Here is a 25,759-nt window from a genome sequence, read left to right as displayed (position 1 = left end):
TGTGGGATTGTGCGCCGATGCGGTGACCGTCAGGTCACTCCGGGGCCCCGGCGGGCGCGTCCGTGGAGGGGGGAGTGGACTCGCTCGAGGTCGGATCCTCCGGCTGCTCGGTGGGGTTGTCGCCGGGGTGGGGCGGCGACGACGTGTCCGTCGGCGGCTCCGTGGGAGGCGTCGGCGACGTCGGCGGGGTCGAGCAGGAGCCCTGGGGCGGTTGCGGGGCGGGCGTGCCGCTGGCGGTCGGCTCGTCCGTCGGGGCGGTGCTGGGAGCGCACGCGGCGGAACCGCTGGCGGAAGGCGGGGCGGGGGAGGCGGACTCCGAAGGGGTCGCCTCGGGAGCGGTGCCGGACGAGGTCGGGACGCGGGTGTCGGGCGGCGCGCCGGGGTCGCCCGGCGTGAGCCCGTCCTGCGCCGTCTGCTCGTGGTCGTCGGACGCGCCGTTGCCGCCGACGGACGACGACAGGAAGCCCAGCGTCTGCGGCGCCGACACGCCGAGGCCGGCGACCGCGACGGCGGTCGCGACCGCGAGGAGCGGACGCGCCCATTTGGCGGTGAACCAGTCCCAGGAGAAGCGGCGACGGCGGCGCTCCTCGATGCGGCGGCGGATCTGCTCGAGCCCGTCGGCCGCGGGGGTGACCTTTTCCGCCTCCGCGTTGAGCGCACGGCGGAGGATCTCGCCGTACTCGTCGTGGGGGTCGGTCATGTCACTTCCGGGGCGAAGGGGGCGGCCCGCAGGCCGGTGGAGGCCCCGTCCTCCTTTCGAGTGCTCGTTCGCGAGGGCGGCCCGCAGGCACGCGACGGCGGGCGCCGTGCCGCCGTCCCGCGCGCCGGGTCGCCCCTCAGGCGCACGCCGCGAAGGACCCGCGGCGCCGCGGGTCCCCGCCTCGGCCGGCCGGGGGACCGCGCCATCCTCGGGTGCTGGGTCGAAGTCACGAGAGCTGCTCCAGGAAGTTGCGCAACGCGGCCATCCCGCGGGCCGTGTGGCTCTTGACGGCCCCGCGGCTGATGCCCATCGCGTCCGCGATCTCCGCTTCGGACAGGTCGGCGTAGTAGCGCAGCACCAGCGCCTCGCGCTGCCGGGCGGGCAGGCGGTGCAGCGCCTCGATCACCGCGCTGCGTTCGAGCTCGCCGATCGCCCCCGCTTCCGCGCTGGGCGCGTCCGGCAGCCCCTTGGGGGCGTACTTCTCCACCACCGCGCGGTGCCGCAGCACCGACCGCGACCGGTTGACCACCGACTGGCGCAGGTAGGACAGCGCCTTGTCGGGATCGCGCAGGCGCCGCCAGCCGGCGTGCATGGCGACGAAGGCGTCCTGGACGACCTCTTCGGCCGTCCCGGCGTCGCGCACGAGCATCGCGGCGAGCCGTACCAGCGAACGGTAGTTGGCGCTGTAGAGGGCGGTCACCGCCTGATCGGCATCCCAGGCGACGGCCACCGCCCCCGCCGTGCCCCTGGCCACGAGGGTCTCGGTCACGTCTGTGGGACGCGCGCCCTCGTCGTCCGGTTTACGAAAGGGCATCTTCTGCTCAGCCTCGGTCACTATCCGCCGCCTCTGCCGTCCTCCGGCCGCCCGTTCGGACGGGCGCCGTCGGCGCGGCATGCATGGCGAACCCGACCGGCCGACACGGCGGGAGCGCAGGGGTTTCGAACCGGGGGTACGCCAGGTTGCAACCTTAATCCAGCGGACCGGTCGATTGCGGCCGTTCCGCCATTGCTTGATCAGCGACCCTATCCAGCGGAGGCGGCTTCGGCCATGCCCTCGGCCATGCCCTCGGTCGTGCGCCCTCGCCGCGCGCTGCGGACCGCGCGCGCCCGAGGCCGTCTCGATAGGATTCGGGCACCATCGCGGAGGGAGACCGATGACCGACTGCCTGTTCTGCAAAATCGTTTCGGGCGAGGTGCCCGCGAAGGTCGTCCGCGAGTCGGCGCGGACGGTGGCGTTCCGCGACATCAACCCGCAGGCCCCCACGCACGTCCTGGTGATCCCCCGCGAGCACCACTCCACCGTGGCCGAGCTGGCCGCCGCCGACGCCGACGTGCTCGCGGAGGTGCTGCGCGAGGCCCACCAGGTGGCCGTGGACGAGGGCATCGCCGAGAGCGGCTACCGGGTGGTGTTCAACACCGGCCCCCAGGCGGGGCAGACGGTCTTCCACGTGCACGCGCACGTCCTCGGCGGGCGCGGCCTGAACTGGCCGCCCGGCTGACGGCCCGCGCCGCCTTTTCCCGGGCGGCGCCCGCGCCCGCCCGAAATGCGGCGGCGTGATGTCGGTCGCGGCCAGTAGCATGGGGACTGACAATCGTGGAAACCCGGTGATAGAAGGCAGGTCGAAAGAGGCCGCAAGGCCCGGCTGATGGTCGATTCAACTCGCCTGGAGCGCGCCGACCGAGCGGAGCAGCGCTCCCAGATCAAGATCGTGGTGCCGGACGACCACTCCATGGTGAGCCTGCTGGGCTCCCGGGACGAGTTGCTCCACGTCATCGAACGCGCGTTCCGCAGCGACATCCACGTCCGCGGCAACGAGATCACCGTGACCGGGGCGGCGTGGGAGACGGAGCTGGTCTCCCGCCTGTTCTCCGAGCTGATCGAGCTGCTGCAGGGCGGGACCACGCTCACCCCCGACGCCGTGGAGCGCAGCCTGGCGATGCTGCGGAGCCAGACCGAGGAGCGCCCCGCCGAGGTGCTCACCCTGGACGTGCTGTCGAGCCGGGGCCGCACCATCCGCCCCAAGACCCTCAACCAGAAGCGGTACGTCGACGCGATCGACAAGCACACGATCGTGTTCGGCATCGGCCCGGCGGGCACCGGCAAGACCTACCTGGCGATGGCCAAGGCGGTCCGGGCGCTGCAGGACAAGCAGGTCAACCGGATCATCCTGACCCGTCCGGCGGTGGAGGCGGGCGAGCGCCTGGGCTTTCTGCCCGGCACGCTCTACGAGAAGATCGACCCGTACCTGCGGCCGCTCTACGACGCCCTCCACGACATGGTCGACCCCGACTCCATCCCGCGCCTGATGGCGGCCGGGACGATCGAGGTCGCCCCCCTGGCGTACATGAGGGGCCGGGCGCAGCCCGTTCACGCCGCGGTCATGACGCCCTCCGGGTGGCGTCCCATCGGGGAGCTGCAGGTCGGCGACCTCGTCATCGGCTCCGACGGCGAGCCGACCCCGGTGCTCGGCGTCTACCCGCAGGGCGAGAAGGAGATCTTCCGGCTGACGGCCGATGACGGGGCGTCCACCCTGTGCACGGCCGACCACCTGTGGACCGTCGCCGTCCGCGGGGACGGGCGCGCCGGCGGGCCGCCGCGCGTCCTCGAGACGCGCGAGATCATCGAGGGGCTGCGCGCCGGGCGCGCGTACGAGCTGCCGCTGCTGAGCCGGCCGTTGGCCTTCCCGGCCCGCGACCTGCCGGCGGACCCGTACGCCCTCGGCCTGCTGCTCGCCGAGGGCCGCCCGGCGGACGCCGCCGTGCCGGCCGCCCGCCCGCGCGCCGGCGCCGGGCGCGCCGTCGGCCTCGCGGGGGCACCCGGGCCGGTCGCCACCCTGGAGCAGCCGGTCGCGGCGATCGCGCACGGTCCGGAGCCGTCCGTCGCGGACCCGGCGGTCGGGGCCGTCCCCGAGGCGTACCTCTACAACGCGGCCCTCTACAACACGGCCCTCTACAACACGGCGGAGGTGCGGCTCGCGGTCCTCCAGGGGCTGCTGGACGCCGGCGGCGACCCCGTCGTCCGGCAGGACGGCACGGGCGCCGTCCGCTACCCGGCCCCCTCGGAGCGGCTGCGGGACGACGTGCTGTTCCTCGTCCGGTCGCTGGGAGGCGTCGCCTTCCCCGCCCGGACGGGCGCGGCGGCGCGCCACGGCCACGACGCGCACATCCTCGACATCCGGCTGCCGGAGGGGGTCGAGCCGTTCCGGCTGGAGCGCAAGCGCGACGCGTACCGCGCCGCCGCGGGCGCCCGGCCGACGCGGTTCATCGACGCGATCGAGCCCGTCGGCTCCGCCGAGGCGGTGTGCATCCAGGTGGCGGCCGCGGACTCCCTCTACGTCACGGAGGACTTCCTCCTGACGCACAACACCCTCAACGACTCGTTCATCATCCTGGACGAGGCGCAGAACACCACGCCCGAGCAGATGAAGATGTTCCTGACCCGGCTGGGCTTCGGGTCGAAGGTGGTCGTCACCGGCGACGTCACCCAGGTCGACCTGCCGGGCGGGCAGCAGAGCGGGCTGCGCGTCGTGCAGGAGATCCTCGACGGCATCGACGACATCCACTTCTGCCGGCTCACCAGCCACGACGTCGTCCGGCACAAGCTGGTGACCGAGATCGTGGACGCCTACAACCGCTACGACGAGTCGCGGCTGTCGGGCATCGACAAGGGCGCGGCCGAGCGCGGGACCTCCCGCAAGCGGAGACGGTAGATGAGCATCGAGGTGCTGAACGAGTCCGGCGTGCAGGTCGACGAGCAGGAGCTGGTCGCGCTGGCCCGGCACGTGCTGGACGGCATGCGGGTGCACCCGCTGGCCGAGCTGTCGGTGCTGCTCGTGGACGAGGCCGCCATGAGCGAGCTGCACGAGAAGTGGATGGGCGAGCCCGGCCCCACCGACGTGCTGGCCTTCCCGATGGACGAGCTGCGCCCCGGGCACATGCCCGGCGACGACGAGGACGAGCCCGACCCCGGGCTGCTCGGCGACGTCGTCCTGTGCCCGGCGGTGGCCGCGCGGCAGGCCGCGCAGGCGGGCCACAGCACCGAGGACGAGCTGCGGCTGCTGTGCACCCACGGCATCCTGCACCTGCTCGGCTACGACCACGCCGAGCCCGAGGAGCACAAGGAGATGTTCGGACTGCAGGCCGAGCTGCTGAACTCCTGGCGGGCCAAGCGCGCGAACCGATGAACGCGGCCGGGCGCCCGCCCCGACGGGCGGACCAGCGGCGGAGCCCTCGGGCGCCGTCCCCGCGACACCGCCCGCGATCCGCCGCGCCCGCGCTCGCCTCGGTCCCGAGCCTCCCGATCGAAGGCGTCCCGGTCCGCGCCGGGGCGTCCGCACGGCACGGCCGCGCGAACGGCGCCGCCCGGTGTGTGGCGGCGCCGAGCGTGGGGATGGCGTCTCACGGGGGGTGAGCGGAGCGGCGTCATGAACACTGCTCAGGGATGGCTGCTCGGCACGGCGGCGGGGCTGGTGGTCCTGGCCGGATTGCTGGCGGGGACCGAGTCGGCGCTGGCCCGGGTGTCGCGCGTCCGGGTGCAGGAGCTGCTGCGCGAGGGGCGGCGCGGCGCCCGGCGGCTGGCCGAGGTGGTCGCCGACCCGGCGCGCTACGTCAACATGGTCCTGCTGCTGCGCATCAGCTGCGAGCTGGTGGCGACCGTGCTGGTCGCCGACCTGTGCATCGCCTGGCTGGACGAGACGTGGCGGGCGTACGTGGTGGCCGCCGCCATCATGATCGTGGTGAGCTACGTGGCGGTCGGGGTGGGCCCGCGGACGCTGGGCCTGCAGCACGCCGACCGGGTCGCGCTGGTCGGGGCGGCGGTGATCCACCCGGTGACGCGGGTGTTCGGGCCGCTGCCGCGGCTGCTGATCGCGCTGGGCAACGCGCTCACGCCCGGGCGCGGCTTCCGGGAGGGCCCGTTCGCCTCCGAGGCGGAGCTGCGCGACCTGGTGGACCTGGCCGAGCAGCGCAGCCTGATCGAGCCGGGCGAGCGGCAGATGATCCACTCGGTGTTCGAGCTGGGCGACACGCTGGTGCGCGAGGTCATGGTGCCGCGCACCGACATCGTGTTCATCGAGCGCGGCAAGACCCTGCGGCAGGCGATGTCGCTGGCGCTGCGCAGCGGCTTCTCCCGCATCCCGGTGGTGGGGGAGAACGAGGACGACGTCGTCGGCATCGCCTACCTCAAGGACGTGGTGCGCCGCGTGCACGAGAACCCCCGCGGGGAGACCACCGAGCTGGTCTCGTCGGTGATGCGCCCGGCCACCTACGTGCCCGACAGCAAGCCCATCGACGAGCTGCTGCGCGAGATGCAGGCCCGGCAGATCCACCTCGCCGTGGTCATCGACGAGTACGGCGGCACCGCCGGGCTGGTCACCATCGAGGACATCCTCGAGGAGATCGTCGGGGAGATCGCCGACGAGTACGACGTCGAGGCGCCCCGGGTGGAGTGGCTGGACGACGACACCGCCCGGGTCACCGCCCGGCTGCCCGTGGAGGACCTGGCCGAGCTGTTCGGCGTGGAGATCGACGTCGAGGGGGTCGAGACGGTCGGCGGGCTGCTGGCGCACGCGCTCGGCCGCGTCCCCATCGAAGGGGCCACCGCCGAGGTGGCGGGGCTGACACTGCGCGCCGAGAGCATCGCCGGGCGGCGCAACCGGATCGGGACGGTGCTGGTGCGGCGCGTCCGCGCCGAGCCGCAGGAGGAGGTCCCCGAACGCGCCGAGTCGGCCACCTGACCGCCGCGGGCCGTGCTCGGCGGGGCCGCCCGGCGGGCCGGTCAGCCGGGCTGGACGGTGGTGCGCAGCGTCCCGTCGGGCGCCGCGACCAGCACGGGCGCCTTGGCGCCGAGGTCGCGGACCGCGGCGAGGTCGGCGTCGCGGACGGCGTCCTCCGCGGTGACCACGGCGGCCGCCTCCAGGTCGTCCGCGCCGCTGGACACGGCCATGGCCACCGCCGCCTGCAGGGCCGACAGCTTCAGCGACGGCAGGTCGACGGTGCAGGCCGCGTAGGTGCGGCCGGTGTCGTCGCGGACCGCCGCGCCCTCGGCCGCCCCGGTGCGGGCCCGCGCGGACCGGGCCAACGTGATGATCTTGCTGTCCTCGGCGCTCAGTTCGCTCACGCGACCAGCCTAAAGCGCCGCCCGCGTCCGCCGGGGGGCGGGCCGCCCGTCCGGGCGCGACCGCCGGCCGGGCGCTGCGATACTCGTGCGTGAACGTCCGGGATTTCGCGCAGGATAGCGTTGGTGCTGTGAGATCAGAGAAGGCGACCTCGGCGGCCGAGCCCCGCGAGGCGATGCCCGCGGACCCGCGGACCGGGTTCCGGTCCGGGTTCGCCTGCTTCGTCGGGCGGCCCAACGTCGGCAAGTCGACCCTGATGAACGCGCTGGTCGGCACCAAGGTCGCGATCACCAGCGACCGTCCGCAGACCACCCGCCGCGCGATCCGCGGCATCGTGCACCGGCCGGACGCGCAGCTGGTCATCGTCGACACCCCCGGCCTGCACAAGCCGCGCACGCTGCTCGGGGAGCGGCTGGACAGCCTGGTGCGCTCCACGCTGACCGAGGTCGACGTCATCGGGTTCTGCGTGCCCGCCGACCAGCCCATCGGCCGGGGCGACCGGTTCATCGCCCGCGAGCTGGCCAACGTCAGGCGCACCCCCGTCGTCGCGATCGTCACCAAGACCGACCTGGCCGCCCCGGAGCAGATCGCCGCGCAGCTGCTGGCCGTGCAGGAGCTCGGCGACTTCGCCGACATCGTGCCGTGCTCGGCCGAGAGCGGCTTCCAGGTGGACGTGGTCGCCGACCTGCTGATCTCCCACCTGCCCGAGGGCGCGGCGCTCTACCCCGAGGGCGACCTGACCGACGAGCCGGAGCAGGTGCTGGTCGCCGAGCTCGTCCGCGAGGCCGCCCTGGAGGGCGTCCGCGACGAGCTGCCGCACTCCATCGCCGTGGTGGTGGAGGAGATGGCGCCGCGCGAGGGCCGCGACGACCTGGTGGACGTGTACGCGCACCTGTTCGTCGAGCGGCCCAGCCAGAAGGGCATCATCATCGGCCACAGGGGCTCGCGGCTGAAGGCGGTCGGCGCCAAGGCCCGCCGCCAGATCGAGGCGCTCCTCGGCACGAAGGTCTACCTCGACCTGCACGTCAAGGTGGCCAAGGACTGGCAGCGCGACCCCAAGCAGCTGCGCCGCCTCGGCTTCTACGACTGACGGCTTCTACGAAACGGCTTCTACGACTGACGGCCGCCACGGCCGAGAAGGCGCACGTCACGGAGGCGACCACGACGTCGATCCGCGCCGGCTCGCCTGCCGCTTCTTCTCCGGGCCGGCTGCGTCGTCGCGGTGGCCGCGCCGCGCGGAGGCGTCCTGGTCGCGTCCGTCCGCGTCGTCGCCCGAGGCGCTCCCGTCGGCCTCGTCCCGCTCGGCGCCCGCCGTGTCGGACGGCGCCGCGGCCCGGCCGGGCTCGGCGTCGGCGGGCGGCGGAGAGGCGGCCTCGCCGTCCTGTCCGGCCGCCGCAGACGCGGGACGCCCGTCCGGCTGCGACGGCTCCGCGACGGGGCGCGGCGCCTCATGCCACTGCGGCTGCGGCGGCGGGGGCGGGGCCGGTTGCGGGGCGGGCTCGGACGCGCTCGCCCGGGCGACCACGGGGCGGGCGAGGCCGAAGCCCAGCACCAGCAGGGAGGACGCCACCGCCATGTACCAGCCGTACGCGGGGGTGATCTCGTAGCCGTAGGTCGTGTCGGGCCCCACCAGCCGGTCCCGGGTCTGGTCCAGGCGCAGCAGGAAGACCCCGGAGGTGACCAGGGCCATCCCGCCGGGGACGGCGGTGAGCGAGGAGACGCGCGGGTCGTCGACGATCAGGCCCCAGAACGCCATGCCGAACGCGGCGAGCGCCAGGACGGGGATCGCCGCCGCCATCCCGTCGGCGTCCAGGCCCGTCGCCGTGCCCAGGTCGCGCGTCAGCGTCTGGCCGAAGGCGCTCAGCAACACCCGCGCCCGCACCCAGGGCAGGAACGCCGACACCAGCAGCACCGCCGCCGCGACGAGCACCCCCGCGTTCCACAGCGGCCCCGCCCACGGCGGGGCGCCGGACGCCCGCGGCGCGGCGGACGGGACGAGCGGCTGGGCGGGGGGCACGAGCGCCTCACCGAGCCGCGGATGACCGCCGAGGGGCGGCAGGAAGGCCGGGCGGCCGGGCTCCGGGCCGGACCGTTCCACGCCGGGCCGTTCCCCGGCGGGCCGGTCGTCCGGCCGCCGCGCGCCGTCCTCCTCGGGTTCAAGGTCACCGCTCATAAACCCAGCGTAAGGGGCGGGGGCCTCGACCCCTCCGATGGGCACGGCGGTCGCGGACATCGGTACGTTGGAGTGGAGTCCGATACGGGAGGAGGGCCCGGTGCTGCTCATTTTCGGACTGTCGGTGTTCTTCCGCACCGTGGACGAGGGCGTGTTCCACTGCCCGGGCTGCGGCGGCGACCGGGCCTACCGGCTGCGGACCGGACGGCGCTGGTTCACCCTGTTCTTCCTGCCGGTCGTCCCGCTCGGCCGGGTCGGCGAAATCGTCGAGTGCCGCACCTGCCGGACCCGGTTCGCCCCGTCGGTGCTGCGCGCCCCCACCGCGCAGCAGATGGCCGCCGCGCTCGCGGCGGGCATGCGCGCCGCGGCCGGGCTGGTGCTGCGGGCCGGCGACCCGGCGGACGGGGCGGCCCGCGCCCGGGCGGTCGAGGCCGTCGCCGGGTACGGCGACGCCCGCTACGACGACGCGGCGATCGAGGCCGACCTGCGGCTGCCCCCGGAGGTCCTGGAGGAGGAGGTCGCCCGCGCCGGGGAGCGGTTGGCGGTCGAGGCCAAGGAGTGGTTCCTGGCGCAGGCCGTCCGGATCGGGCTCGCCGACGGGCCGCTCACCGAGCGGGAACGCCAGGCCCTCCACCACGTCGCCCACCTGCTCGGCATGTCGCGGGCGCACGCCCTGGGCGTCATCGTCACCGCCGAGGGCGCGGCCAGGTGACCGCGCCCGAGCCGGGCACGGCGCTGGTGCGCGAGCCGGGGCCGCGGCTCGCCGAGGGGATCGTCACGCATCGTCGGCGCCGTCCCGTGGACGTCGACCGGGCGCGGGCCCAGCACGCCGAGTACGTGGCGGCGCTGCGGGACGCGGGCTGGCGGGTGCGCGCCGTCGAGCCGGCCGACGACCATCCCGACGCGGTGTTCGTCGAGGACGCCGTCGTGGTGTGCGGCGACCTGGCCGTGGTGTGCCGACCGGGGGCGCCGTCGCGGCGCGGCGAGACGGCCGGCGCCGAGAAGGCCGTGCGCGATCTCGGCCTGCGGGTGGCGCGGATCGAGGCGCCGGGGACGCTGGACGGCGGCGACGTGCTGCAGGCGGGCGGCACCGTGTACGTGGGGCGCAGCGGCCGCACCAACGAGGACGGCATCTGCCAGCTCGCCCGGCTGGTCGGGACGCGCCGGGTGGTGCCGGTCGACGTCCGCGGCCGCCTGCACCTGAAGTCGGCGCTGACGGCCCTGCCCGACGGCTCCCTGATCGGCCTGCCGGACCACGTCGACACCTCGGTGCTGCCGTGCCTGCGGGTGGCGCCCGAACCGGCGGGCGCGCACGTGCTGGCGCTCGGCCCCGACCGCGTGCTGCTGGCCGCCTCCGCGCCGCGCACCGCCCGGCTCCTCGCCGCCGACGGCTGGCGCGTCACGACCGTCGACATCGGCGAGTTCGAGGCGCTGGAGGGCTGCGTCACCTGCCTGTCGGTGCTCGTCCCCGGCCGCCCCGGCGTCGTGTGACGCGCCGCGCGAGGTTCGCGGGATCTCAGATGCCGGACATCGTTTCCGTTACCCGGATGAGATCTGTTAGCTTTGCATCCGTGCTCCGCGAGCTGCTTCTCCTTAGCGGCCGCAGCGGGGGCCCGTAGTCCCAAGGTCGGCTCCCCCGCTGCGGGGCTTCGACCTGCACGTCGACCGCCAGGACCTTTCCGAGCACAGAGGGCTCCCCGACATGAACGCGCAGAAGCCGTCCGGCATGCCCGTCCACCGGTACCGTCCGTTCGCCCCGGTCGACCTGCCGGACCGCACATGGCCCAACAAGACGATCACCAAGGCGCCGCGCTGGCTGTCCACCGACCTGCGCGACGGCAACCAGGCCCTGATCGACCCGATGGACGGGCACCGCAAGCTCAAGATGTTCGAGCTGCTGGTGCGGATGGGCTACAAGGAGATCGAGGTCGGGTTCCCGGCGGCCAGCCAGACCGACTTCGACTTCGTCCGCCGCCTGATCGAAGAGGACCGGATCCCCGACGACGTGCGGATCTCGGTGCTGACCCAGGCGCGCGAGGAGCTCATCGAGCGCACCGTGCAGTCGCTGGTCGGGGCCGAGCGCGCCACCGTTCACCTGTACAACGCCACCGCGCCGCTGTTCCGCCGGGTGGTGTTCGGCATCGGCCGCGAGGAGTGCAAGGCGCTGGCGGTCGAGGGCACCCGGACGGTGATGAAGTTCGCCGAGCAGTACCTGGGCGACTGCGACTTCGGGTACGAGTACTCGCCGGAGATCTTCATCGACACCGAGCTGGACTTCGCCCTGGAGGTCTGCGAGGCGGTCATGGACGTCTGGCGGCCCGGTCCGGACCGCGAGATCATCCTGAACCTGCCGTCCACCATCGAGCGCGCCACGCCGAACGTGTACGCCGACCAGATCGAGTGGATGAGCCGCAACCTGTCGCGGCGCGAGTTCGTGTGCCTGTCGGTGCACCCGCACAACGACCGCGGCACCGGTGTGGCGGCGGCCGAGCTGGCGGTGATGGCCGGGGCCGACCGGGTGGAGGGCTGCCTGTTCGGCAACGGCGAGCGCACCGGCAACGTCTGCCTGGTCACGCTGGGCATGAACCTGTTCTCCCAGGGCGTGGACCCGCAGATCGACTTCTCCGACATCGACGAGATCCGCCGCACCGTCGAGTACTGCAACCAGCTTCCGGTGCACGAGCGGCACCCTTACGCCGGGGACCTGGTGTACACGTCGTTCTCCGGCTCCCACCAGGACGCCATCAAGAAGGGGTTCGCGGCGCTGGAGGCCGACGCCGCCGCGGCCGGGGTGCCGGTGGACCAGTTCCGCTGGGAGCTGCCGTACCTGCCGATCGACCCCAAGGACGTGGGCCGCACCTACGAGGCGGTCATCCGCGTCAACAGCCAGTCCGGCAAGGGCGGCGTGTCGTACATCATGAAGACCGAGCACTCGCTCGACCTGCCGCGGCGGCTGCAGATCGAGTTCTCCCGGGTGGTGCAGCGGCACACCGACGCCGAGGGCGGCGAGGTCACGCCCGAGCGCATGTGGCAGATCTTCGAGGCGGAGTACCTGGCCGCCGGGCCGCGGGTGGGGCTGCTGGCGCACCGCGCCGTCTCCCGGGTGGACGAGAAGGACGTGCTCAGCTGCGACATCCGCATCGACGGCGAGATCCGCGAGATCGAGGGCGTGGGCAACGGCCCGGTGTCGGCGTTCGAGGCGGCGCTGGCCACCGTGGGCGTCAACGTGCGGGTCCTCGACTACGCCGAGCACGCGCTGAGCGCCGGCGGCGACGCCCGCGCCGCCGCCTACGTCGAGTGCGACGTGGACGGCACGGTGGTGTGGGGCGTCGGCATCGACGGCAACATCGTCACCGCCTCCCTCAAGGCCATCCTGTCCGCGGTCAACCGCGTGGCCCGCGCCCAAACCGAAGCCGACGCCGAGACCGACGCCTCCTGCGACAAGGAGCGCGTCGCGTCCGCCGGCCCGCGCTGAAAGACGGCCCCGGTGGTCTGACGGGCGGCGCGGCGCCCGTCAGACCACCGGGTGCGCCATACCCGGTCGTCCCGCTGCGAACCATGCGGGAGACCGCCGTGCCCGCAGACGGCCGTCCCTTGAGGCCCCGACATCGCCTCCCCAGGGACGAGCCCCCGGGCCCGGTCGCCCGGCCCCCGGGCGGGACGATCTTCCGTCCGGGGCCGGAGCGAGTCCGCCGCGCCGCCGTCCCGCGCCGCGTCGGCCGGTGATCAGCGTGCGCGTCCCAGAACGTGGTGGACCAGTTCCCGCAGCGGCCCCTGCAGCTGGGCCTCTCCGACGGTGGCGGTGGCGCCGTCGATGCAGATGTCGTAGAGGAACTGGTCGGGGATGCGTCCCGGTGGAGGCACCGCGCCGAGGTCCACCCGGTCGACCAGCCGCGCCAGCATCGGGTCGCTGGCGGTGTCGGACTCGGCCCGCTGTTCGATCCCGGAGAACCCGCCGCTGCGAACGACTGTGACCTTCACTTCGCCTCCGGTTGCCTCATCGGTGCCGTCGGTCCACCCGCGACGCCCCGGACGGGCGCGGCGGCCGCCGCGCCGGGGCGCCCGTGGCGTCGCCGGCGTCATGCCCGCACGCCTACCCCGGACCACGCCTGTTTCACCGCTTGCGTCTCGGCGGCGTCGGCGCCGTACAGGCGGGCGGCGGTCCTGACAGTCTCGGCGGCGAATCCGGCGAAGTCCACCTCGGCGGACAGCGCGCCGCCGGTGAGCGTCTCGTACCAGATCCGACCGGCCTTCTCCCATGCGTACCCGCCGATCGCCGTGGCCGCCAGGTAGAACGCCTTATTCGGTATGCCGGAATTGATGTGGACGCCGCCGTTGTCGCGGTAGGTCTCCACGTAGTCGCGCATGTGGCCGGGCTGCGGGTCCTTGCCCAGGCGCGGGTCGTCGTAGGCGGTGCCCGGCTCCTTCAGCGACCGCAGCGCCACGCCCTGGACGCCCTCGGCGAACAGGCCCTGCCCGATCAGCCAGTCGGCCTGGTCCGCGGTCTGCCCCAGATGCGACTGCTTGATCAGCGAGCCGAACACGTCGGCCACCGACTCGTTGAGCGCCCCGGACTGCCCGTAGTACTGCAGGTCGGCGGTGTACTGGATGATGCCGTGGGTGAGCTCGTGGCCGGTGACGTCCAGCGGCCCGGTGAAGCCGAGGAACACCGTGCCGTCGCCGTCCCCGTACACCATCTGCTTGCCGTCCCAGAACGCGTTGGCGTAGTCGCGGCCGTAGTGGACGGTGGACAGCAGCGGCAGCCCGGCGCCGTCGATGGAGTCGCGCCGGTAGGCGGACTCGAAGAAGTCGAACGTCACGCCGAGCCAGTCGTAGCACTGGTCGACGGCGGTGTCGCCGGTGGGCTCCTGCCCCTCCGTGCGCGCCTCGCGGCCGGGCAGCTCCTCGCGCCCCTCGGCGTCGTAGACGGTGCGCTTGGGGACGAAGTCCTCCGCGGGGGAGGGCGCCCGCACGGCCAGCGTCCGGCGTCGCGTCCGGGCGGCCGAGCTGAAGACCAGGGTGCGGTGGGCCATGTCGCGCAGCGCCGGGTTGTCGCCGCCGGCGAGCCGTTCGAGGATGTGCGGTGGCACGATGGTGCATCTCATGGCACAACTCATGGCACAACGCTGACAGTTCGGCGTGACGGCGGCCACAGGTTCGCTGTTGCGTCGACGATCTATTTCGGTCACGCGCGGTAATGATCGCCTGTCCGGGGCGCTCAGGGCTCACGGCCCGGGGCGCCGGAGACGGCGCGCGGTCGTCATCCGGCCGGGCGAAGTGCGGGAGAATGGGCGGGTGACCCTCTACCGCGACGAAGGCATCGTCCTGCGCACGCAGAAGCTGGGCGAGGCCGACCGCATCGTGACGGTGCTGACCCGGCGCACCGGGCGCATCCGCGCCGTCGCCAAGGGGGTCCGCAAGACCAAGTCCCGCTTCGGCGCGCGGCTGGAGCCGTTCACCCACGTGGACCTGCAGCTGTACGAGCGGCGCTCGCTCGACCTGATCACCCAGGCCGAGACGCTGCGGCCGTACGGGCAGCGGCTGGTCGCCGACTACCCGCGCTACACCGCCGGGACGGCGATGCTGGAGACCGCCGAGAAGCTCACCGCCGAGGAGCGCGAGCCCGCGCTGCGCCAGTTCCTGCTGCTGGTCGGCGGGCTGCGTACGCTGGCGGAAGGCGACCACGACCCGCGGCTGGTGCTGGACGCGTTCCTGCTGCGCTCGCTGTCGGTGGCGGGCTGGGCCCCGGCGATCGACGAGTGCTGCCGGTGCGGCGCGCGCTCGCAGCTGCGCGGGTTCGCCATCCCGGCGGGCGGCGCGGTGTGCGCGCGGTGCCGCCAGCCGGGCGCGGCGACCCCGGCGCCGCCCACGTTGGCGCTGATGCTGGCGCTGCTGCGGGGCGACTGGGAGCTGGCCGACCGCAGCGAGCCCCGCCACCGGGCAGAGTGCAGCGGCCTCGTGGCGGCGTACCTGCAGTGGCATCTGGAGCACGGCATCCGGTCCCTGCGGCACGTGGAGCGCGACCCGTCGTTCGCCGGGCCGGGGTCCGCCGCGGGCCCGGGCGGTGCTGCGGACGGCGTCGAGGCGGACGACACGACCGACCACAGGGAGCGAGTTTGACCAGGGCAGTACAGCCTCCGATACCGCACGCCAGCGGCGCGAGGCCGCCCGCCATCCCGGCCCACCTGGTGCCCCGGCACGTGGCCATCGTGATGGACGGCAACGGACGCTGGGCCAAGCAGCGGGGCCTGCCCCGCACCGAGGGGCACAAGATGGGGGAGGACTCCCTCTTCGACGTGATCATGGGGGCCATCGAGCTCGGCATCCCCTATCTGTCGGCGTACGCCTTCTCCACCGAGAACTGGAAGCGCTCGCCCGACGAGGTGCGCTTCCTCATGGGCTTCAACCGGGACGTCATCCGGCGCCGCCGCGACCAGCTGCACGCGATGGGCGTGCGGGTGCGCTGGGCCGGGCGGCGGCCGCGGCTGTGGCGCAGCGTCATCAAGGAGCTGGAGACGGCCGAGGAGATGACGCGCGACAACGACGTGCTCACCCTGCAGTTCTGCGTGAACTACGGCGGCCGCGCCGAGATCGCCGACGCGGCCGCGGCCATCGCCCGGGACGTGCGCGACGGCCGGCTGTCCCCCGACAAGATCGACGAGAAGCTGTTCGCCCGGTACCTGGACGAGCCGGACATCCCCGACGTGGATCTGTTCCTGCGCTCGTCCGGCGAGCAGCGCATCTCCAACTTCCTGCTGTGGCAGTCGGCGTACGCGGAGATGGTGTTCCTCGACACGCTGTGGCCCGACTTCGACCGGCGGCACCTGTGGCACGCCTGCGAGATCTACGCTTCGCGTGATCGGCGCTACGGCGGCGCGGAGCCCAACCCGGTGGCGCCCGCCTCGGCGACCTGACGTCCGGCGCCGCCGTTCCCGACGATCCCGCGCGAGAAGGCCGTGCGCCTCCTCGCCGCCGCCAATATTCGATAATCCCTACCGATTAAGTTGCCTAGCCCGGTCGGGGGCGCGTACGGTCGTGGCATGTCCCATCGGGTCCCGGAGTCCGCCCGCACCGACGAGGACGGGCCGGTGCGGTTCACGCCCGTGGCCGGACGCATCGGAGCCGTCGCCGCCGGCGTGCGCCTCGACGGGGACCTCGCGGACGACGTGGTGGCGCTGATCTGGGACGCGGTGCTGCGTCACAAGGTGCTGTTCTTCCGCGGCCAGCACCATCTGGACGCGGCCGGGCAGGTCCGGTTCGCCCGCCGGCTCGGCGAGCCCATGGCCGCGCACCCGGTCCTGCCCCCGCTGGACGGCCACGAGCACGTTCTGGACCTCGACGGCGCCCGCGGCGGACGCGCCGACGAATGGCACACCGACGTCACCTTCATCGAGCGTCCGCCCAAGGCGGCGGTGCTGCGCGCCGTGGAGGTCCCGCCGCACGGCGGCGACACCGTCTGGGCCAACACCGCCGCCGCCTACGAGGGGCTGCCGGCCGAGCTGCGGGAGATCGCCGACCGGCTCTGGGCCGTGCACAGCAACAGGTACGACTACGTCCGCGTGAACGCCGCCGGGGCCGTGCCGCGCCGCCCGCCGTCCGCCACCGCCGCGTTCGAGACCGAGCACCCGGTCGTCCGGGTGCACCCGGAGACGGGGAAGCGCGCCATCCTGCTCGGCGGCTTCGCCCGCTCCGTCGTCGGCCTCAGCGACCGGGCCGACGCGCGGGCGCTGATCCGCCTGTTCCAGGAGCACGTCACCCGGCTGGAGAACACGGTGCGCTGGCGCTGGGCGCCGGGCGACGTGGCGATCTGGGACAACCGCGCCACCCAGCACCGCACGGTGCGGGACTTCGGCGACCGGCCGCGCCGCCTGCACCGCGTCCTCATCGCCGGCGACGCGCCGGTCTCGGTCGACGGGCGCCGCAGCGTGCGCCTCGACCGCTCCGCCGGGTCGCTCGCGACCGCGCGGTGACGGCGGCCCCGGGCGTCCGGGGCCGCCGTCCGCCCGGAGTCAGACCAGGGCGGCGTCCAGAGTGATCTTCGTGCCGGCCAGGGCCTTGCTGACCGGGCAGTTCGCCTTGGCGTCCTGCGCCGCCCGCTCGAAGTCGGCGGCCGACAGGCCGGGCACGCTGGCGCGCACCGTCAGGTGGATGCCGGTGATGCCCTCGCCCGGCTGGAAGGTGACCTCGGCGCGGGTGTCGATCTTCTCCGGCGGCGTGCCCTTCCCGGCCAGCCCGTGCGAGAGCGCCATCGAGTAGCAGGTGGAGTGCGCGGCGGCGATCAGCTCCTCCGGGCTGGTGCGGCCGTCCGGCTGCTCGGCCCGCGACGGCCAGGTCACCTCGAACGCGCCGACCTTGGACGAGTCGAGCGAGACGGTGCCCTGGCCGCCCATGAGCGGCCCTTCCCAGTGTGCGTTCGCGGTACGTGTCGTAGCCATGGTTCGATTCTTCACCATGGCCCCCGCGGCGGGGGCGAGGCGGGGCGCGGCGCGTCAGGATCGGCCCGCGGCCGCCCTGCCGGGCGATCCGGACGCCTTCCCCGGCGCCTCCCCGGACGGGCCGTCGGAGGCGGCGTCGGCGGACGCGGCGCAGTCGGCGCAGGTGCCGAACACCTCGACGGTGTGGGTGATGTCCACGAACCCGTGCTCGGCCCCCACCGCGTCGGCCCACTTCTCGACGGCCGGGCCCGCGACCTCCACGGTCCGGCCGCAGCCGCGGCAGACCAAGTGGTGGTGGTGCTCCTCGGTGCGGCAGGCGCGGTAGACGGCCTCGCCCTCGTCGGTGCGCAGCACGTCCACCTCGCCGGAGTCGCTGAGCGCCTGCAGCGCCCGGTAGACCGTGGTCAGTCCGATCTTGGAACCGCTCGCACGCAGGTCGGCGTAGATGTCCTGGGCACTGCGGAAGCCCTCGCACTTGGCCAGAGCCTGCCGTACCGCGTTGCGGCGGGTCGTCGTCATCCCCCTCTTACCTCCGCCTCGGCTGTCGCGCCTGCCCGGGCCTCGTCGGGGACCGGGGCCGGGACCGTGCGGCGCCGGCGCACCACCGATCCCCCGACCACCGCGGCCAGGAAGATCGCCAGGGCCAGCAGCACGATCGACGGGCCCGGCGGCAGGTCGTACTGGAACGACCCCGCCAGCCCCGTCACCGCCGACAGTACACCGACTCCCATCGCCACCAGCATGGTGCCGCGAAAGCCCCGTGTCACCTGCTGCGCGGCCGCCACCGGCACGACCATGAGCGCGCTGACCAGCAGCAGCCCGATGGCGCGCATGGCGATGACCACGGTGACCGCGGCGGTCGCCGCGATCAGCACGCTGAGGAACCGGACGGGCAGCCCCGCCGTCCGCGCCACCTCCTCGTCCTGGCACAGCAGGAACAGCTCACGCCCGAACACCAGCACGATGCCCAGCACGACCACGGCCAGGCCCGCCACCACGTACAGGTCGCGGGCGGTGACGCTGGTGATCGACCCGAACAGGTAGGCCTGCAGGCTCGCGCCGCCGCCCTCCCGGTTGGTCAGCAGCACGCCTCCGGCGAGCCCGCCGTAGAAGAGGACGGCCAGCGCCACGTCGCCGCCGCTGCGGCTGCGCGCGCGCAGCACCTCGATCGCGACCGCGCCGAGCACGCACACCACCAGCGCCCCGAGCAGCGGGGACGTCCCGGTGAGCAGCGCCAGGCCGATTCCGGTCAGCGCGATGTGCCCGACGCCGTCGCCGAGCAGCGACAGCCGGCGCTGCACGATGAACGTGCCGACCGCCGGGGCGGTCACGCCGATGAGGATCGCGCTGACCAGCGCGATCCTCATGAAGTCGTATTGCAGCATGTCGAGCATGGTCAGCCGGCCCTCATCCCGATCTCGTCCGAGCGGGCCCCCTCGCGCGGCCCGTGGTGGTGCGGGTCCTCGGCCTGAGCCGCCCGACTCCAGGCGGGCGGCGGCGGCGCGCCCTCGTGCGCGACGCGGCCGTGCTCCATGACGACGCACCGGTCGATCAGCGGCTCCAGCGGGCCGAGCTCGTGGGCCACCAGCACCACCGTGCGGCCCCGCCCGGCCAGCTCGCGGAGAATGGCGGCCAGGGCGGCCTGGCTGGCGGCGTCCACGCCCGCGGTCGGCTCGTCCATCACCAGGACGTCGGGCTCGCCCGCCAGCGCCCGCGCGATCAGCACCCGCCGCTGCTGGCCGCCGGACAGCAGGTGCGCCGAGTCGCGCGCCCGGTCGGCCAGGCCGACGGCGCGCAGCGCGGCGTCCACCGCGGCCCGGTCGGCGGACGAGGCGGGCCGCCAGCGCGACCGCCGGGCCACCCGGCCGGACGCCACGATCTCGCGCACGGTCGCGGGCACGCCGCCGCCCGCCGGCAGCCGCTGCGGCACGTAGCCGACGCGCTTCCAGTCGCGGAACCGGGCGGGCGGCACGCCGTAGATCTCGGTGCGCCCGCCCGACAGCGGCACGAGCCCGAGCAGGGCCCGCACCAGGGTGGACTTGCCGGACCCGTTGGCGCCCAGCACCGCCAGGAACTCCCCGGCGCCGACCCGCAGGTCGACGCCGCTCAGCGCCTCGCGGCCGTCGAACCGGACGCGGCCGCCGGTCATCTGCAGGGGCGGGGCGGAACTCATGAGCACTCCAGCGCGGATCGCAGCGTGTCCAGGTTCCGGCGCATGATCGACATGTAGTCGTCGCCGGACCCCTTCGCGACCCCCTCCACCGGGTCGAGGACGGCGGTGCGCACGCCCGCCTCCCGGGCCAGGGTCTGCGCCACCTTCGGGCTGACCAGGGTCTCGGTGAACACGGTGGTGGCGCCCGCCGACCTGATCCGGCGGGTCAGCTCGCTCAGCCGGGCCGGGGACGGCTCCGCGGACGGGTCCACCCCGGCGATGGAGACCTGCGTGAGGCCGTACCGGTCGGCGAGGTAGCCGAACGCGGCGTGCGCGGTGACGATGGTGTCGCGCTCGCAGGACTTCAGCCCGTCCCGGAACGTCTGGTCGAGCTGCTTCAGCCGCGCGGCCGTCGACTGCGCGCGGGCCTTGTACCCGGCGGCGTGCGCCGCGTCGGCGCCGGCGAGCCTGTCGCCCAGCGCGGTGGCGATGGTCGCCATGCGGCCGGGGTCCAGCCAGACGTGGGGGTCGTAGGAGACCTTCGACTCGCGGCCCTCCTCGTGGCCGTGCTCCTCACCGTGCTCATGCTCGTCGGCGCCGGACGGGGCGGGCAGCGTCGGGACGGCGGCCGCCGCGTCCAGCGACGTGTCCTTCGCGTGCTGCTCCACGGCCTTGTCCACCGCGGGCTGCACGCCCTTGACGTAGACGGTGAGGTCGGCCTCGCCGATGTCGGCGATCTGCCGGGGGGTCAGCTCCAGGTCGTGCGGCTCGGCGCCGGGCTCGGTGAGCGTGGCGACCGACACGTCCGGGCCGCCGACCTGCTCCGCCAGCCAGGCCATCGGATAGAACGACGCGACCACCTCGGTCCCGCCGCCGCCCGCCCCCTCGGCGGTGCCGGAGCCTCCGCAGGCGGTCAGGCCGAGCAGCCCGGCCACGGTCACGGCGGTCACGGGAACGGCGCGGCGAAGCGCGCGAACGGTGGTACGAGAGGTGAACACACCTCAAGTGTGGACGAAGATGAAAACGGTTGTCAAAACCGACCAAAGAGATGACCTGCGGCAAATGCCGCCAACACCGCCATCGCCGCGATGCGCAGCGCCCGTCCGGAGGCGTCCAGCGCCGGCCAGTTGAGGTAGGCGAACCAGGCGAGCAGCGCCAGCAGCGCCAGCAGCCCGGCGGCCCCCACCCAGCCGGTGCCCACCATGCCGACGGCCAGCAGCGCGAACACGGCCGCCAGCAGCACCCAGCGCGGCAGCCGGTGCAGGAAGACCACCGGCGTCGCGCTCAACCGTTCGATCGTCGCCCGCATTCCCGAGGGCTCGCTCCCTGTCCGCACGCTCCCAACCTAGCCGGGCGGGCGGTCGCGGCGCCCGGCTGGGAGGATGGCCTCATGATCGCCATCACCCGGTACCGCGTCCCCGAGGAGCAGGCCGAGGGCTTCGCCGAGCAGATGGGCCAGATCCTGGAGGCCCTGGCGGCCAGCCCCGGTTACCGCTCGGGGCGGCTCGCGCGGACCGTCGACGACCCGACCCTGTGGGCCCTGGTCACCGAGTGGGACGGCGCCGGCCACTACCGGCGCGCCCTCGGCGCCTATGAGGTGCGGCTGCGGTTCATCCCGCTGGCGGCGATGGCGCTGGACGAGCCCGGAGCGTACGAGATCGTCGCGTCCCGCTGACTTTCCAGCGCCCTTCGCCTCGTGTTGGAAAAGCCGGCGGAAAAGATCATCCTGGCGCCGTTTGGCGCCGCGCGCATCCGGCGATCACTGCCGCGTCACGATCATGTCGGCCGGCGTGGGCGCCGGGGCACGCGACCGGCGTCCGGAACCGAGCCCGTCCCGGGCGGGGGCGGCCTTCGGTGCGCGGCCGGAACCACCGAGGGGAGCTGGGATGCGTCATGCCGCCGCGCTGACAGGACTGCTGGGAGTGACGACGCTCGCACCCTTGGTCACCGATGTGGGGTCGTCCGTCCGGCGCGCCGAGGCCGAGCAGAGCGTCGCGGCGGCGTCCCGTCTGCGGATCGTCGAGTACCGGGGGGTGCGCGTGCCGGTCCCCGCGGACTGGGAGGTCCACTGGCTGGACCGCGACCCGACCCGCTGCGTGCGGTACGACCGGCGCGCGGTCTACCTGGGCCGCCCCGGCCCGGAGCCCGACTGCCCCGCCCGCGCCGTCGGCCGCACCGAGACCCTGCACATCGAGCCGCTCGACTCCGGCGCGTCGACCGGCGAGCCGGCGCGGCAGCGCCGGGCCGGATCCGTGCGCACCGACCGCCTGGCCCGGTTCGCCGTGCCGCGCGAGCCCGACCACGAGACGGTGCTGCGGCTGCCCGAGGCGGGCGTGCAGATCCGCGGCACGTACGGCGAGGACCCGACCGTCCTGGAGCAGGTCCTGCGCGGCACCCGGCTGACGTCCGAGTGGACGGGGGCCCAGCGCGGCGCGGCGAACCCCGCCGACCCGCCGGGCTCGGACGCCTTCGGGCTGCTGGAACAGCTCCTGCCGTGGCTCACGGGGCCCTCGGAGCCGGCGCCGCCGCCGCGGCCGTCCGCCCCCCGGCCGCACGTCAAGCCCCGGCCGCCCGTCGAGCCCTCGCCGGACAAGCCGCGCGACGCGTCACCGCCCAAGCCGAAGGCGGGCAAGCCGCACAAGCCGCGCAAGCGCAAGAGCTGGGTCACCGGGAAGGGCTTCGACACCTGCACCGCGCCCTCGCTGCGGGCCATGGCCGCCTGGCGGAGATCGTTCAAGGTGGCCAACATGTACATCGGAGGCGCGGCGCGCGCCTGCGCCCAGCCCAATCTGAACCGCACGTGGGTGCGCAAGGTCCGCCGGATGGGATACCGCCTCATCCCGACCTACGTGGGCCTGCAGGCGCCGTGCACGCGCTTCCGGCAGCGCTTCTCCGCCGGGAGCGCCGCCAAGGCGGGGCGGCAGGCCGCCCGCGACGCGGTGCGGCGCGCCCGCGCCCTCGGCATCCCCCGGCGCAACCCCGTCTACTACGACATGGAGGTGTACGACAGCCGCAAAGCCTGGTGCCGCAAGGCGGTGCTGACGTTCGTGCACAACTGGACCCGCGCGCTGCGCAAGCTCGGGTACGTGCCGGGCGTGTACGGCAGCGTCGGCTCGAGCATCCGCGACGTGGGCCGGGCCCGAGGGATCAAGAAGCCCGTGGCGGTGTGGTTCGCGCACTGGGACGGACGTACCGATCCCTACAACTGCCCCTACATGTCCCGTCGCTGGTGGCCTCCGCACCGGCGGATCAAGCAGTACCGGGGCGGGCACCGGGAGACGCACGGCGGCGTCACCATCAACATCGACAGCAACATGGTCGACGGCCGGGTCTTCTGACCCGGCGCAGAACCCGCCGACGAGCGTCGGTGCGGCGCTGTGACCTGCGGCTTCTTCGGGTCGGTGCTCGGATGCCGCCGGTGGTGCCCTAAGCTGGAGAGCCTTGGAGCGCCCGGGGACGCCGCATGCGCCGCGCCCGCGCGTTCCACCGCCAACGGGGATCGCATCCGCTCCGACCCGCCGCGACGGCGCGCCGCCCGGCGCGGGCCGGGGCGCGACGACAAGGACCCGCCGACCGCCAGCCGGATGGAGAAACGCATATGGCACGCCGTTCCGACGTGATGGACACGATCGTCAACCTCGCCAAGCGTCGGGGTCTGGTCTACCCGTCGAGCGAGATCTACGGCGGGCTGCGCTCCTCCTGGGACTACGGCCCGCTCGGCGTCGAGCTGAAGAACAACGTCAAGCGCCAGTGGTGGAAGGCCATGGTGCAGGCGCGCGAGGACGTCGTCGGCCTGGACTCCTGCGTGATCCTCGCCCGCGAGGTGTGGGAGGCCAGCGGCCACGTGCAGGCGTTCGTCGACCCGCTCACCGAGTGCCAGTCGTGCCACAAGCGGTTCCGCGCCGACCACCTGGAAGAGGCCTACGCGGAGAAGCACGGCAAGGCGCCGGAGAACGGCCTGTCCGACGTGACCTGCCCCAACTGCGGGGTCAAGGGCTCGTTCACCCCGCCGCGCATGTTCAACGGGCTGCTCAAGACCTACCTCGGCCCGGTCGAGGACGAGTCCGGCCTGGCCTACCTGCGTCCCGAGACCGCGCAGGGCATCTTCATCAACTACCTGAACGTCCAGCAGTCGGCGCGGCGGAAGATCCCCTTCGGCATCGGCCAGATCGGCAAGTCGTTCCGCAATGAGATCACGCCGGGCAACTTCATCTTCCGCACCCGCGAGTTCGAGCAGATGGAGATGGAGTTCTTCGTCCGTCCCGGCACGGACGAGGAGTGGCACCAGTACTGGATCGACGAGCGCCTGCGCTGGTACACCGACCTGGGCATCCGCAAGGAGAACCTGCGGCTGTACGAGCACCCGAAGGAGAAGCTGTCGCACTACTCCAAGCGGACCGTCGACATCGAGTACCGGTTCGACTTCGTCGGCGCCGAGTGGGGCGAGCTGGAGGGCATCGCCAACCGCACCGACTACGACCTGAGCACGCACTCCAAGTGCTCCGGCACCGACCTGTCGTACTTCGACCAGGAGGCGGGGGAGCGGTTCATCCCGTACGTGATCGAGCCCGCGGCGGGCGTGGACCGCTGCGCCCTGACGTTCCTGCTGGACGCCTACGCCGAGGACGAGGCGCCCAACGCCAAGGGCAAGATGGAAAAGCGCACGGTCATGCGGCTGGACCGCCGGCTGGCCCCGGTCAAGGCCGCGGTGCTGCCGCTGTCGCGCAACGCCGACCTGTCCCCGAAGGCCCGCGACCTGGCCGCGCAGCTGCGCCGGCACTGGAACGTGGAGTTCGACGACGCGGGCGCCATCGGCCGCCGCTACCGCCGCCAGGACGAGATCGGCACGCCGTACTGCATCACCGTCGACTTCGACACGCTGAACGACGACGCGGTGACGGTGCGCGAGCGCGACTCGATGCGCCAGGAGCGCATCGCCATCTCCCAGGTGGAGTCGTACCTGGCCGCCCAGCTGGTCGGCTGCTGACGCGGCCGTCCGCCGCGCACGGCGGGTGACGACGGCGGGCGAGGACACGGCGGGGCCGCGCCTTCGGCGGACGAAGGCGCGGCCCGGCGTCGTCGTCGGACCGCCTCGGAGGCGGTCACCCGAAGGGGATCACTCGGTGACGTACAGGGTCTGGTCGTAGACGCCCGACCCGGGGCTGCTCTCGCCGAGCAGCTTGTAGTTGGCGCTGACCGTCGCGGTGGACGGGCACAGGAAGCTGCTGCCGTTGCTGATCTTGTTGACGGTGGCGTTCCGCACGCCGACCTGGGCCTCGGCGACGGAGGTGTCGCCGCGGTTCGGGTTGTCCGGGTTGAAGCCGTTGGCGGTCAGGTTGCCGCCGTAGATGCAGGTGATGCCGCCGAGGATGTTCACCACCGCGCGGACGCGGAAGTTGGCGATGGTGACGGCTGCGTCACGCCCGCCGGTGTGCGCCGAGTCGTAGGTCGCGCTGCCGCCGGACCAGGGGAAGTTCTCGGGCGTGATGGTCGCCGAGGTCGAGCCGCTGCACGGGCCGCCGTTGTTGCTGAAGCTCGCCGAGTCGATCGTCAGGCCGCTGCCGTCGGACTGGATCGACCCGGTCATCGTCGACTCGTTGCAGCTGCCCGTGCCGAGGGACGTGCTGACCGTGGCGACCCCGAGCAGGGACGCCTGGACCCTGCCGGAGTAGGGGTCGGCGGTGGCCGAGCCCTTGCGGACGGTGGTCGTCTGCGCGGACGCCGAGGGGACGGCGAGAGCGAGGGCGGCCAGGGTCGCGACACCGAGGACCGCGGTCCGTCTGAGATGCACCACCGGACTTGCTCCTTCCGGTTAGCGGGGTGGTGAACGCGAGAGTAATTCGCCTTTTTCGCCCAAGCAATAGCTTGTTTCACGACAAAGTGGCCAAATCGGGCCAAGGGGTCGAAGTCCGACAAAACGCCTCCGGGGCGGCGGTGAAATGATCGAAACCAGGCGCGCGGCGCCGTTCCCGGAGGGGGTCCGATGGGCTAACGTGGCCGAGTCAGGGCCTGCGCAGGGGGCCTGATCAGCCGCATCCGACGGAAGGAAGCTCGTGCGCCGGTTCGCTCCCGTGGCAGACCAGCGCGGACGGCTGTCGCGGTTGCTGGTCATCGCCTTGGGCCTGCTCGGACTCGTGGTCAGCCCGGCCGCCGCGGGCGCGGCTCCGGCGGCCGCGGCGGCCG

The 25,759-nt window shown here is 73.6% G+C and carries 26 protein-coding genes and 2 pseudogenes; 15 read left to right on the top strand and 13 right to left on the bottom strand.

Annotated features, from left to right (window positions below; genetic code table 11):
• Positions 1-34: 34 nt before the first annotated feature.
• Together AR3_RS30620 and AR3_RS15975 are read right to left on the bottom strand one after the other, a co-directional pair.
• The gene (locus AR3_RS30620; protein WP_067915004.1) at positions 35-700 is read right to left on the bottom strand and encodes a hypothetical protein; all 666 of its coding nucleotides are present in this window, start codon (positions 698-700) and stop codon (positions 35-37) included.
• A 226-nt stretch (positions 701-926) separates the two neighbouring features.
• On the bottom strand, positions 927-1,514 hold the full coding sequence (locus AR3_RS15975; RefSeq protein WP_067915025.1) for a SigE family RNA polymerase sigma factor: 588 nt from the start codon (positions 1,512-1,514) through the stop codon (positions 927-929).
• 340 nt (positions 1,515-1,854) lie between these two features.
• On the opposite strand from AR3_RS15975, the gene AR3_RS15970 reads away from it, so the two are divergent.
• The 5 genes and pseudogenes from AR3_RS15970 (at position 1,855) to AR3_RS15955 (ending at position 6,435) form a co-directional block, all read left to right on the top strand.
• Complete coding sequence (locus tag AR3_RS15970) at positions 1,855-2,199, top strand: histidine triad nucleotide-binding protein (RefSeq protein WP_067915003.1); 345 nt, start codon at positions 1,855-1,857, stop codon at positions 2,197-2,199.
• Positions 2,200-2,346: 147 nt separating this feature from the next.
• A pseudogene (locus AR3_RS32215) lies at positions 2,347-3,057 on the top strand (PhoH family protein); the annotation flags it as partial.
• Between the two features lie 1,005 nt (positions 3,058-4,062).
• Positions 4,063-4,410 (top strand): annotated as a pseudogene (locus AR3_RS32210) (PhoH family protein); the annotation flags it as partial.
• Positions 4,411-4,884 carry an rRNA maturation RNase YbeY gene (gene ybeY, locus AR3_RS15960; protein WP_067915001.1) on the top strand — a complete coding sequence of 158 codons (474 nt, stop codon included), beginning with the start codon at positions 4,411-4,413 and terminating at the stop codon, positions 4,882-4,884.
• A gap of 240 nt (positions 4,885-5,124) precedes the next feature.
• Complete coding sequence (locus AR3_RS15955; RefSeq protein ID WP_067915000.1) at positions 5,125-6,435, top strand: hemolysin family protein; 1,311 nt, start codon at positions 5,125-5,127, stop codon at positions 6,433-6,435.
• Between the two features lie 41 nt (positions 6,436-6,476).
• On the opposite strand, the gene AR3_RS15950 is transcribed toward AR3_RS15955, so the two are convergent.
• Complete coding sequence (locus tag AR3_RS15950; protein WP_067914999.1) at positions 6,477-6,818, bottom strand: cytidine deaminase-like protein; 342 nt, start codon at positions 6,816-6,818, stop codon at positions 6,477-6,479.
• A 173-nt stretch (positions 6,819-6,991) separates the two neighbouring features.
• On the opposite strand from AR3_RS15950, the gene era reads away from it, so the two are divergent.
• Positions 6,992-7,906: a GTPase Era gene (era, locus tag AR3_RS15945; RefSeq protein WP_067915024.1), complete on the top strand. Its 915-nt coding sequence runs from the start codon at positions 6,992-6,994 to the stop codon at positions 7,904-7,906.
• Between the two features lie 57 nt (positions 7,907-7,963).
• Here era and AR3_RS15940 read toward each other — a convergent pair whose 3' ends face one another.
• A complete protein-coding gene (locus AR3_RS15940; protein WP_067914998.1) occupies positions 7,964-8,989 on the bottom strand; it encodes a hypothetical protein in 1,026 nt (341 codons plus the stop codon).
• 100 nt (positions 8,990-9,089) lie between these two features.
• On the opposite strand from AR3_RS15940, the gene AR3_RS15935 reads away from it, so the two are divergent.
• The 3 genes from AR3_RS15935 to leuA all read left to right on the top strand — a co-directional run bounded on the left by AR3_RS15935 (position 9,090) and on the right by leuA (position 12,464).
• Positions 9,090-9,701 carry a zinc-ribbon domain-containing protein gene (locus tag AR3_RS15935; protein WP_067914997.1) on the top strand — a complete coding sequence of 204 codons (612 nt, stop codon included), beginning with the start codon at positions 9,090-9,092 and terminating at the stop codon, positions 9,699-9,701.
• Positions 9,698-10,480, top strand: a complete 783-nt coding sequence (gene ddaH, locus AR3_RS15930; protein WP_067914996.1) for a dimethylargininase — start codon at positions 9,698-9,700, stop codon at positions 10,478-10,480. The genes AR3_RS15935 and ddaH overlap by 4 nt, the downstream gene beginning before the upstream one ends.
• A gap of 235 nt (positions 10,481-10,715) precedes the next feature.
• Positions 10,716-12,464 carry a 2-isopropylmalate synthase gene (gene leuA, locus AR3_RS15925; RefSeq protein WP_174545454.1) on the top strand — a complete coding sequence of 583 codons (1,749 nt, stop codon included), beginning with the start codon at positions 10,716-10,718 and terminating at the stop codon, positions 12,462-12,464.
• A gap of 251 nt (positions 12,465-12,715) precedes the next feature.
• Here leuA and AR3_RS15920 read toward each other — a convergent pair whose 3' ends face one another.
• Positions 12,716-12,970, bottom strand: a complete 255-nt coding sequence (locus tag AR3_RS15920; RefSeq protein WP_067914995.1) for a protealysin inhibitor emfourin — start codon at positions 12,968-12,970, stop codon at positions 12,716-12,718.
• 98 nt (positions 12,971-13,068) lie between these two features.
• Positions 13,069-14,094, bottom strand: coding sequence for a M4 family metallopeptidase (locus AR3_RS15915; protein ID WP_067914994.1), 1,026 nt, complete (start codon positions 14,092-14,094; stop codon positions 13,069-13,071).
• Positions 14,095-14,284: 190 nt separating this feature from the next.
• Here AR3_RS15915 and recO point away from each other — a divergent pair, with 190 nt between their 5' ends.
• The 3 genes from recO to AR3_RS15900 all read left to right on the top strand — a co-directional run bounded on the left by recO (position 14,285) and on the right by AR3_RS15900 (position 16,959).
• Positions 14,285-15,109 carry a DNA repair protein RecO gene (recO, locus tag AR3_RS15910; protein ID WP_169803844.1) on the top strand — a complete coding sequence of 275 codons (825 nt, stop codon included), beginning with the start codon at positions 14,285-14,287 and terminating at the stop codon, positions 15,107-15,109.
• Positions 15,106-15,903 (top strand): isoprenyl transferase, encoded by a 798-nt coding sequence (locus AR3_RS15905; protein WP_067914993.1) that lies wholly within the window; start codon positions 15,106-15,108, stop codon positions 15,901-15,903. The genes recO and AR3_RS15905 overlap by 4 nt, the downstream gene beginning before the upstream one ends.
• A 126-nt stretch (positions 15,904-16,029) precedes the next feature.
• On the top strand, positions 16,030-16,959 hold the full coding sequence (locus AR3_RS15900; RefSeq protein ID WP_067914992.1) for a TauD/TfdA dioxygenase family protein: 930 nt from the start codon (positions 16,030-16,032) through the stop codon (positions 16,957-16,959).
• 39 nt (positions 16,960-16,998) lie between these two features.
• Here AR3_RS15900 and AR3_RS15895 read toward each other — a convergent pair whose 3' ends face one another.
• From AR3_RS15895 to AR3_RS15870, 6 genes are all read right to left on the bottom strand, one after another.
• Positions 16,999-17,424: an OsmC family protein gene (locus AR3_RS15895; RefSeq protein ID WP_067914991.1), complete on the bottom strand. Its 426-nt coding sequence runs from the start codon at positions 17,422-17,424 to the stop codon at positions 16,999-17,001.
• Positions 17,425-17,478: 54 nt separating this feature from the next.
• On the bottom strand, positions 17,479-17,943 hold the full coding sequence (locus AR3_RS15890; protein WP_083951573.1) for a Fur family transcriptional regulator: 465 nt from the start codon (positions 17,941-17,943) through the stop codon (positions 17,479-17,481).
• Positions 17,940-18,818 (bottom strand): metal ABC transporter permease, encoded by an 879-nt coding sequence (locus AR3_RS15885; RefSeq protein WP_067914990.1) that lies wholly within the window; start codon positions 18,816-18,818, stop codon positions 17,940-17,942. Before AR3_RS15885 ends, AR3_RS15890 begins: the two co-directional genes overlap by 4 nt.
• Positions 18,819-18,820: 2 nt before the next feature.
• The gene (locus tag AR3_RS15880; protein ID WP_067914989.1) at positions 18,821-19,597 is read right to left on the bottom strand and encodes a metal ABC transporter ATP-binding protein; all 777 of its coding nucleotides are present in this window, start codon (positions 19,595-19,597) and stop codon (positions 18,821-18,823) included.
• A complete protein-coding gene (locus AR3_RS15875) occupies positions 19,594-20,517 on the bottom strand; it encodes a metal ABC transporter substrate-binding protein (RefSeq protein ID WP_227023176.1) in 924 nt (307 codons plus the stop codon). The genes AR3_RS15880 and AR3_RS15875 overlap by 4 nt, the downstream gene beginning before the upstream one ends.
• A gap of 89 nt (positions 20,518-20,606) precedes the next feature.
• On the bottom strand, positions 20,607-20,885 hold the full coding sequence (locus tag AR3_RS15870) for a DUF6703 family protein (RefSeq protein ID WP_067914987.1): 279 nt from the start codon (positions 20,883-20,885) through the stop codon (positions 20,607-20,609).
• Positions 20,886-20,966: 81 nt separating this feature from the next.
• Between AR3_RS15870 and AR3_RS15865 the strand changes: the two genes are divergently transcribed.
• From AR3_RS15865 to AR3_RS15855, 3 genes are all read left to right on the top strand, one after another.
• Positions 20,967-21,251, top strand: a complete 285-nt coding sequence (locus tag AR3_RS15865) for an antibiotic biosynthesis monooxygenase family protein (protein WP_067914986.1) — start codon at positions 20,967-20,969, stop codon at positions 21,249-21,251.
• A gap of 211 nt (positions 21,252-21,462) precedes the next feature.
• A complete protein-coding gene (locus AR3_RS15860; RefSeq protein WP_146150272.1) occupies positions 21,463-22,914 on the top strand; it encodes a DUF1906 domain-containing protein in 1,452 nt (483 codons plus the stop codon).
• A 260-nt stretch (positions 22,915-23,174) separates the two neighbouring features.
• Positions 23,175-24,563, top strand: a complete 1,389-nt coding sequence (locus AR3_RS15855) for a glycine--tRNA ligase (RefSeq protein WP_067914984.1) — start codon at positions 23,175-23,177, stop codon at positions 24,561-24,563.
• Positions 24,564-24,692: 129 nt separating this feature from the next.
• On the opposite strand, the gene AR3_RS15850 is transcribed toward AR3_RS15855, so the two are convergent.
• Positions 24,693-25,370, bottom strand: coding sequence for a hypothetical protein (locus AR3_RS15850; RefSeq protein ID WP_067914983.1), 678 nt, complete (start codon positions 25,368-25,370; stop codon positions 24,693-24,695).
• Positions 25,371-25,759 lie beyond the last annotated feature (389 nt).

The sequence above is a fragment of the Actinomadura rubrobrunea NBRC 15275 genome (genome assembly GCF_001552235.1).
Classification (GTDB): Bacteria; Actinomycetota; Actinomycetes; order Streptosporangiales; family Streptosporangiaceae; genus Spirillospora; species Spirillospora viridilutea.
This window is presented reverse-complemented; position numbering and strand designations above follow the sequence as displayed.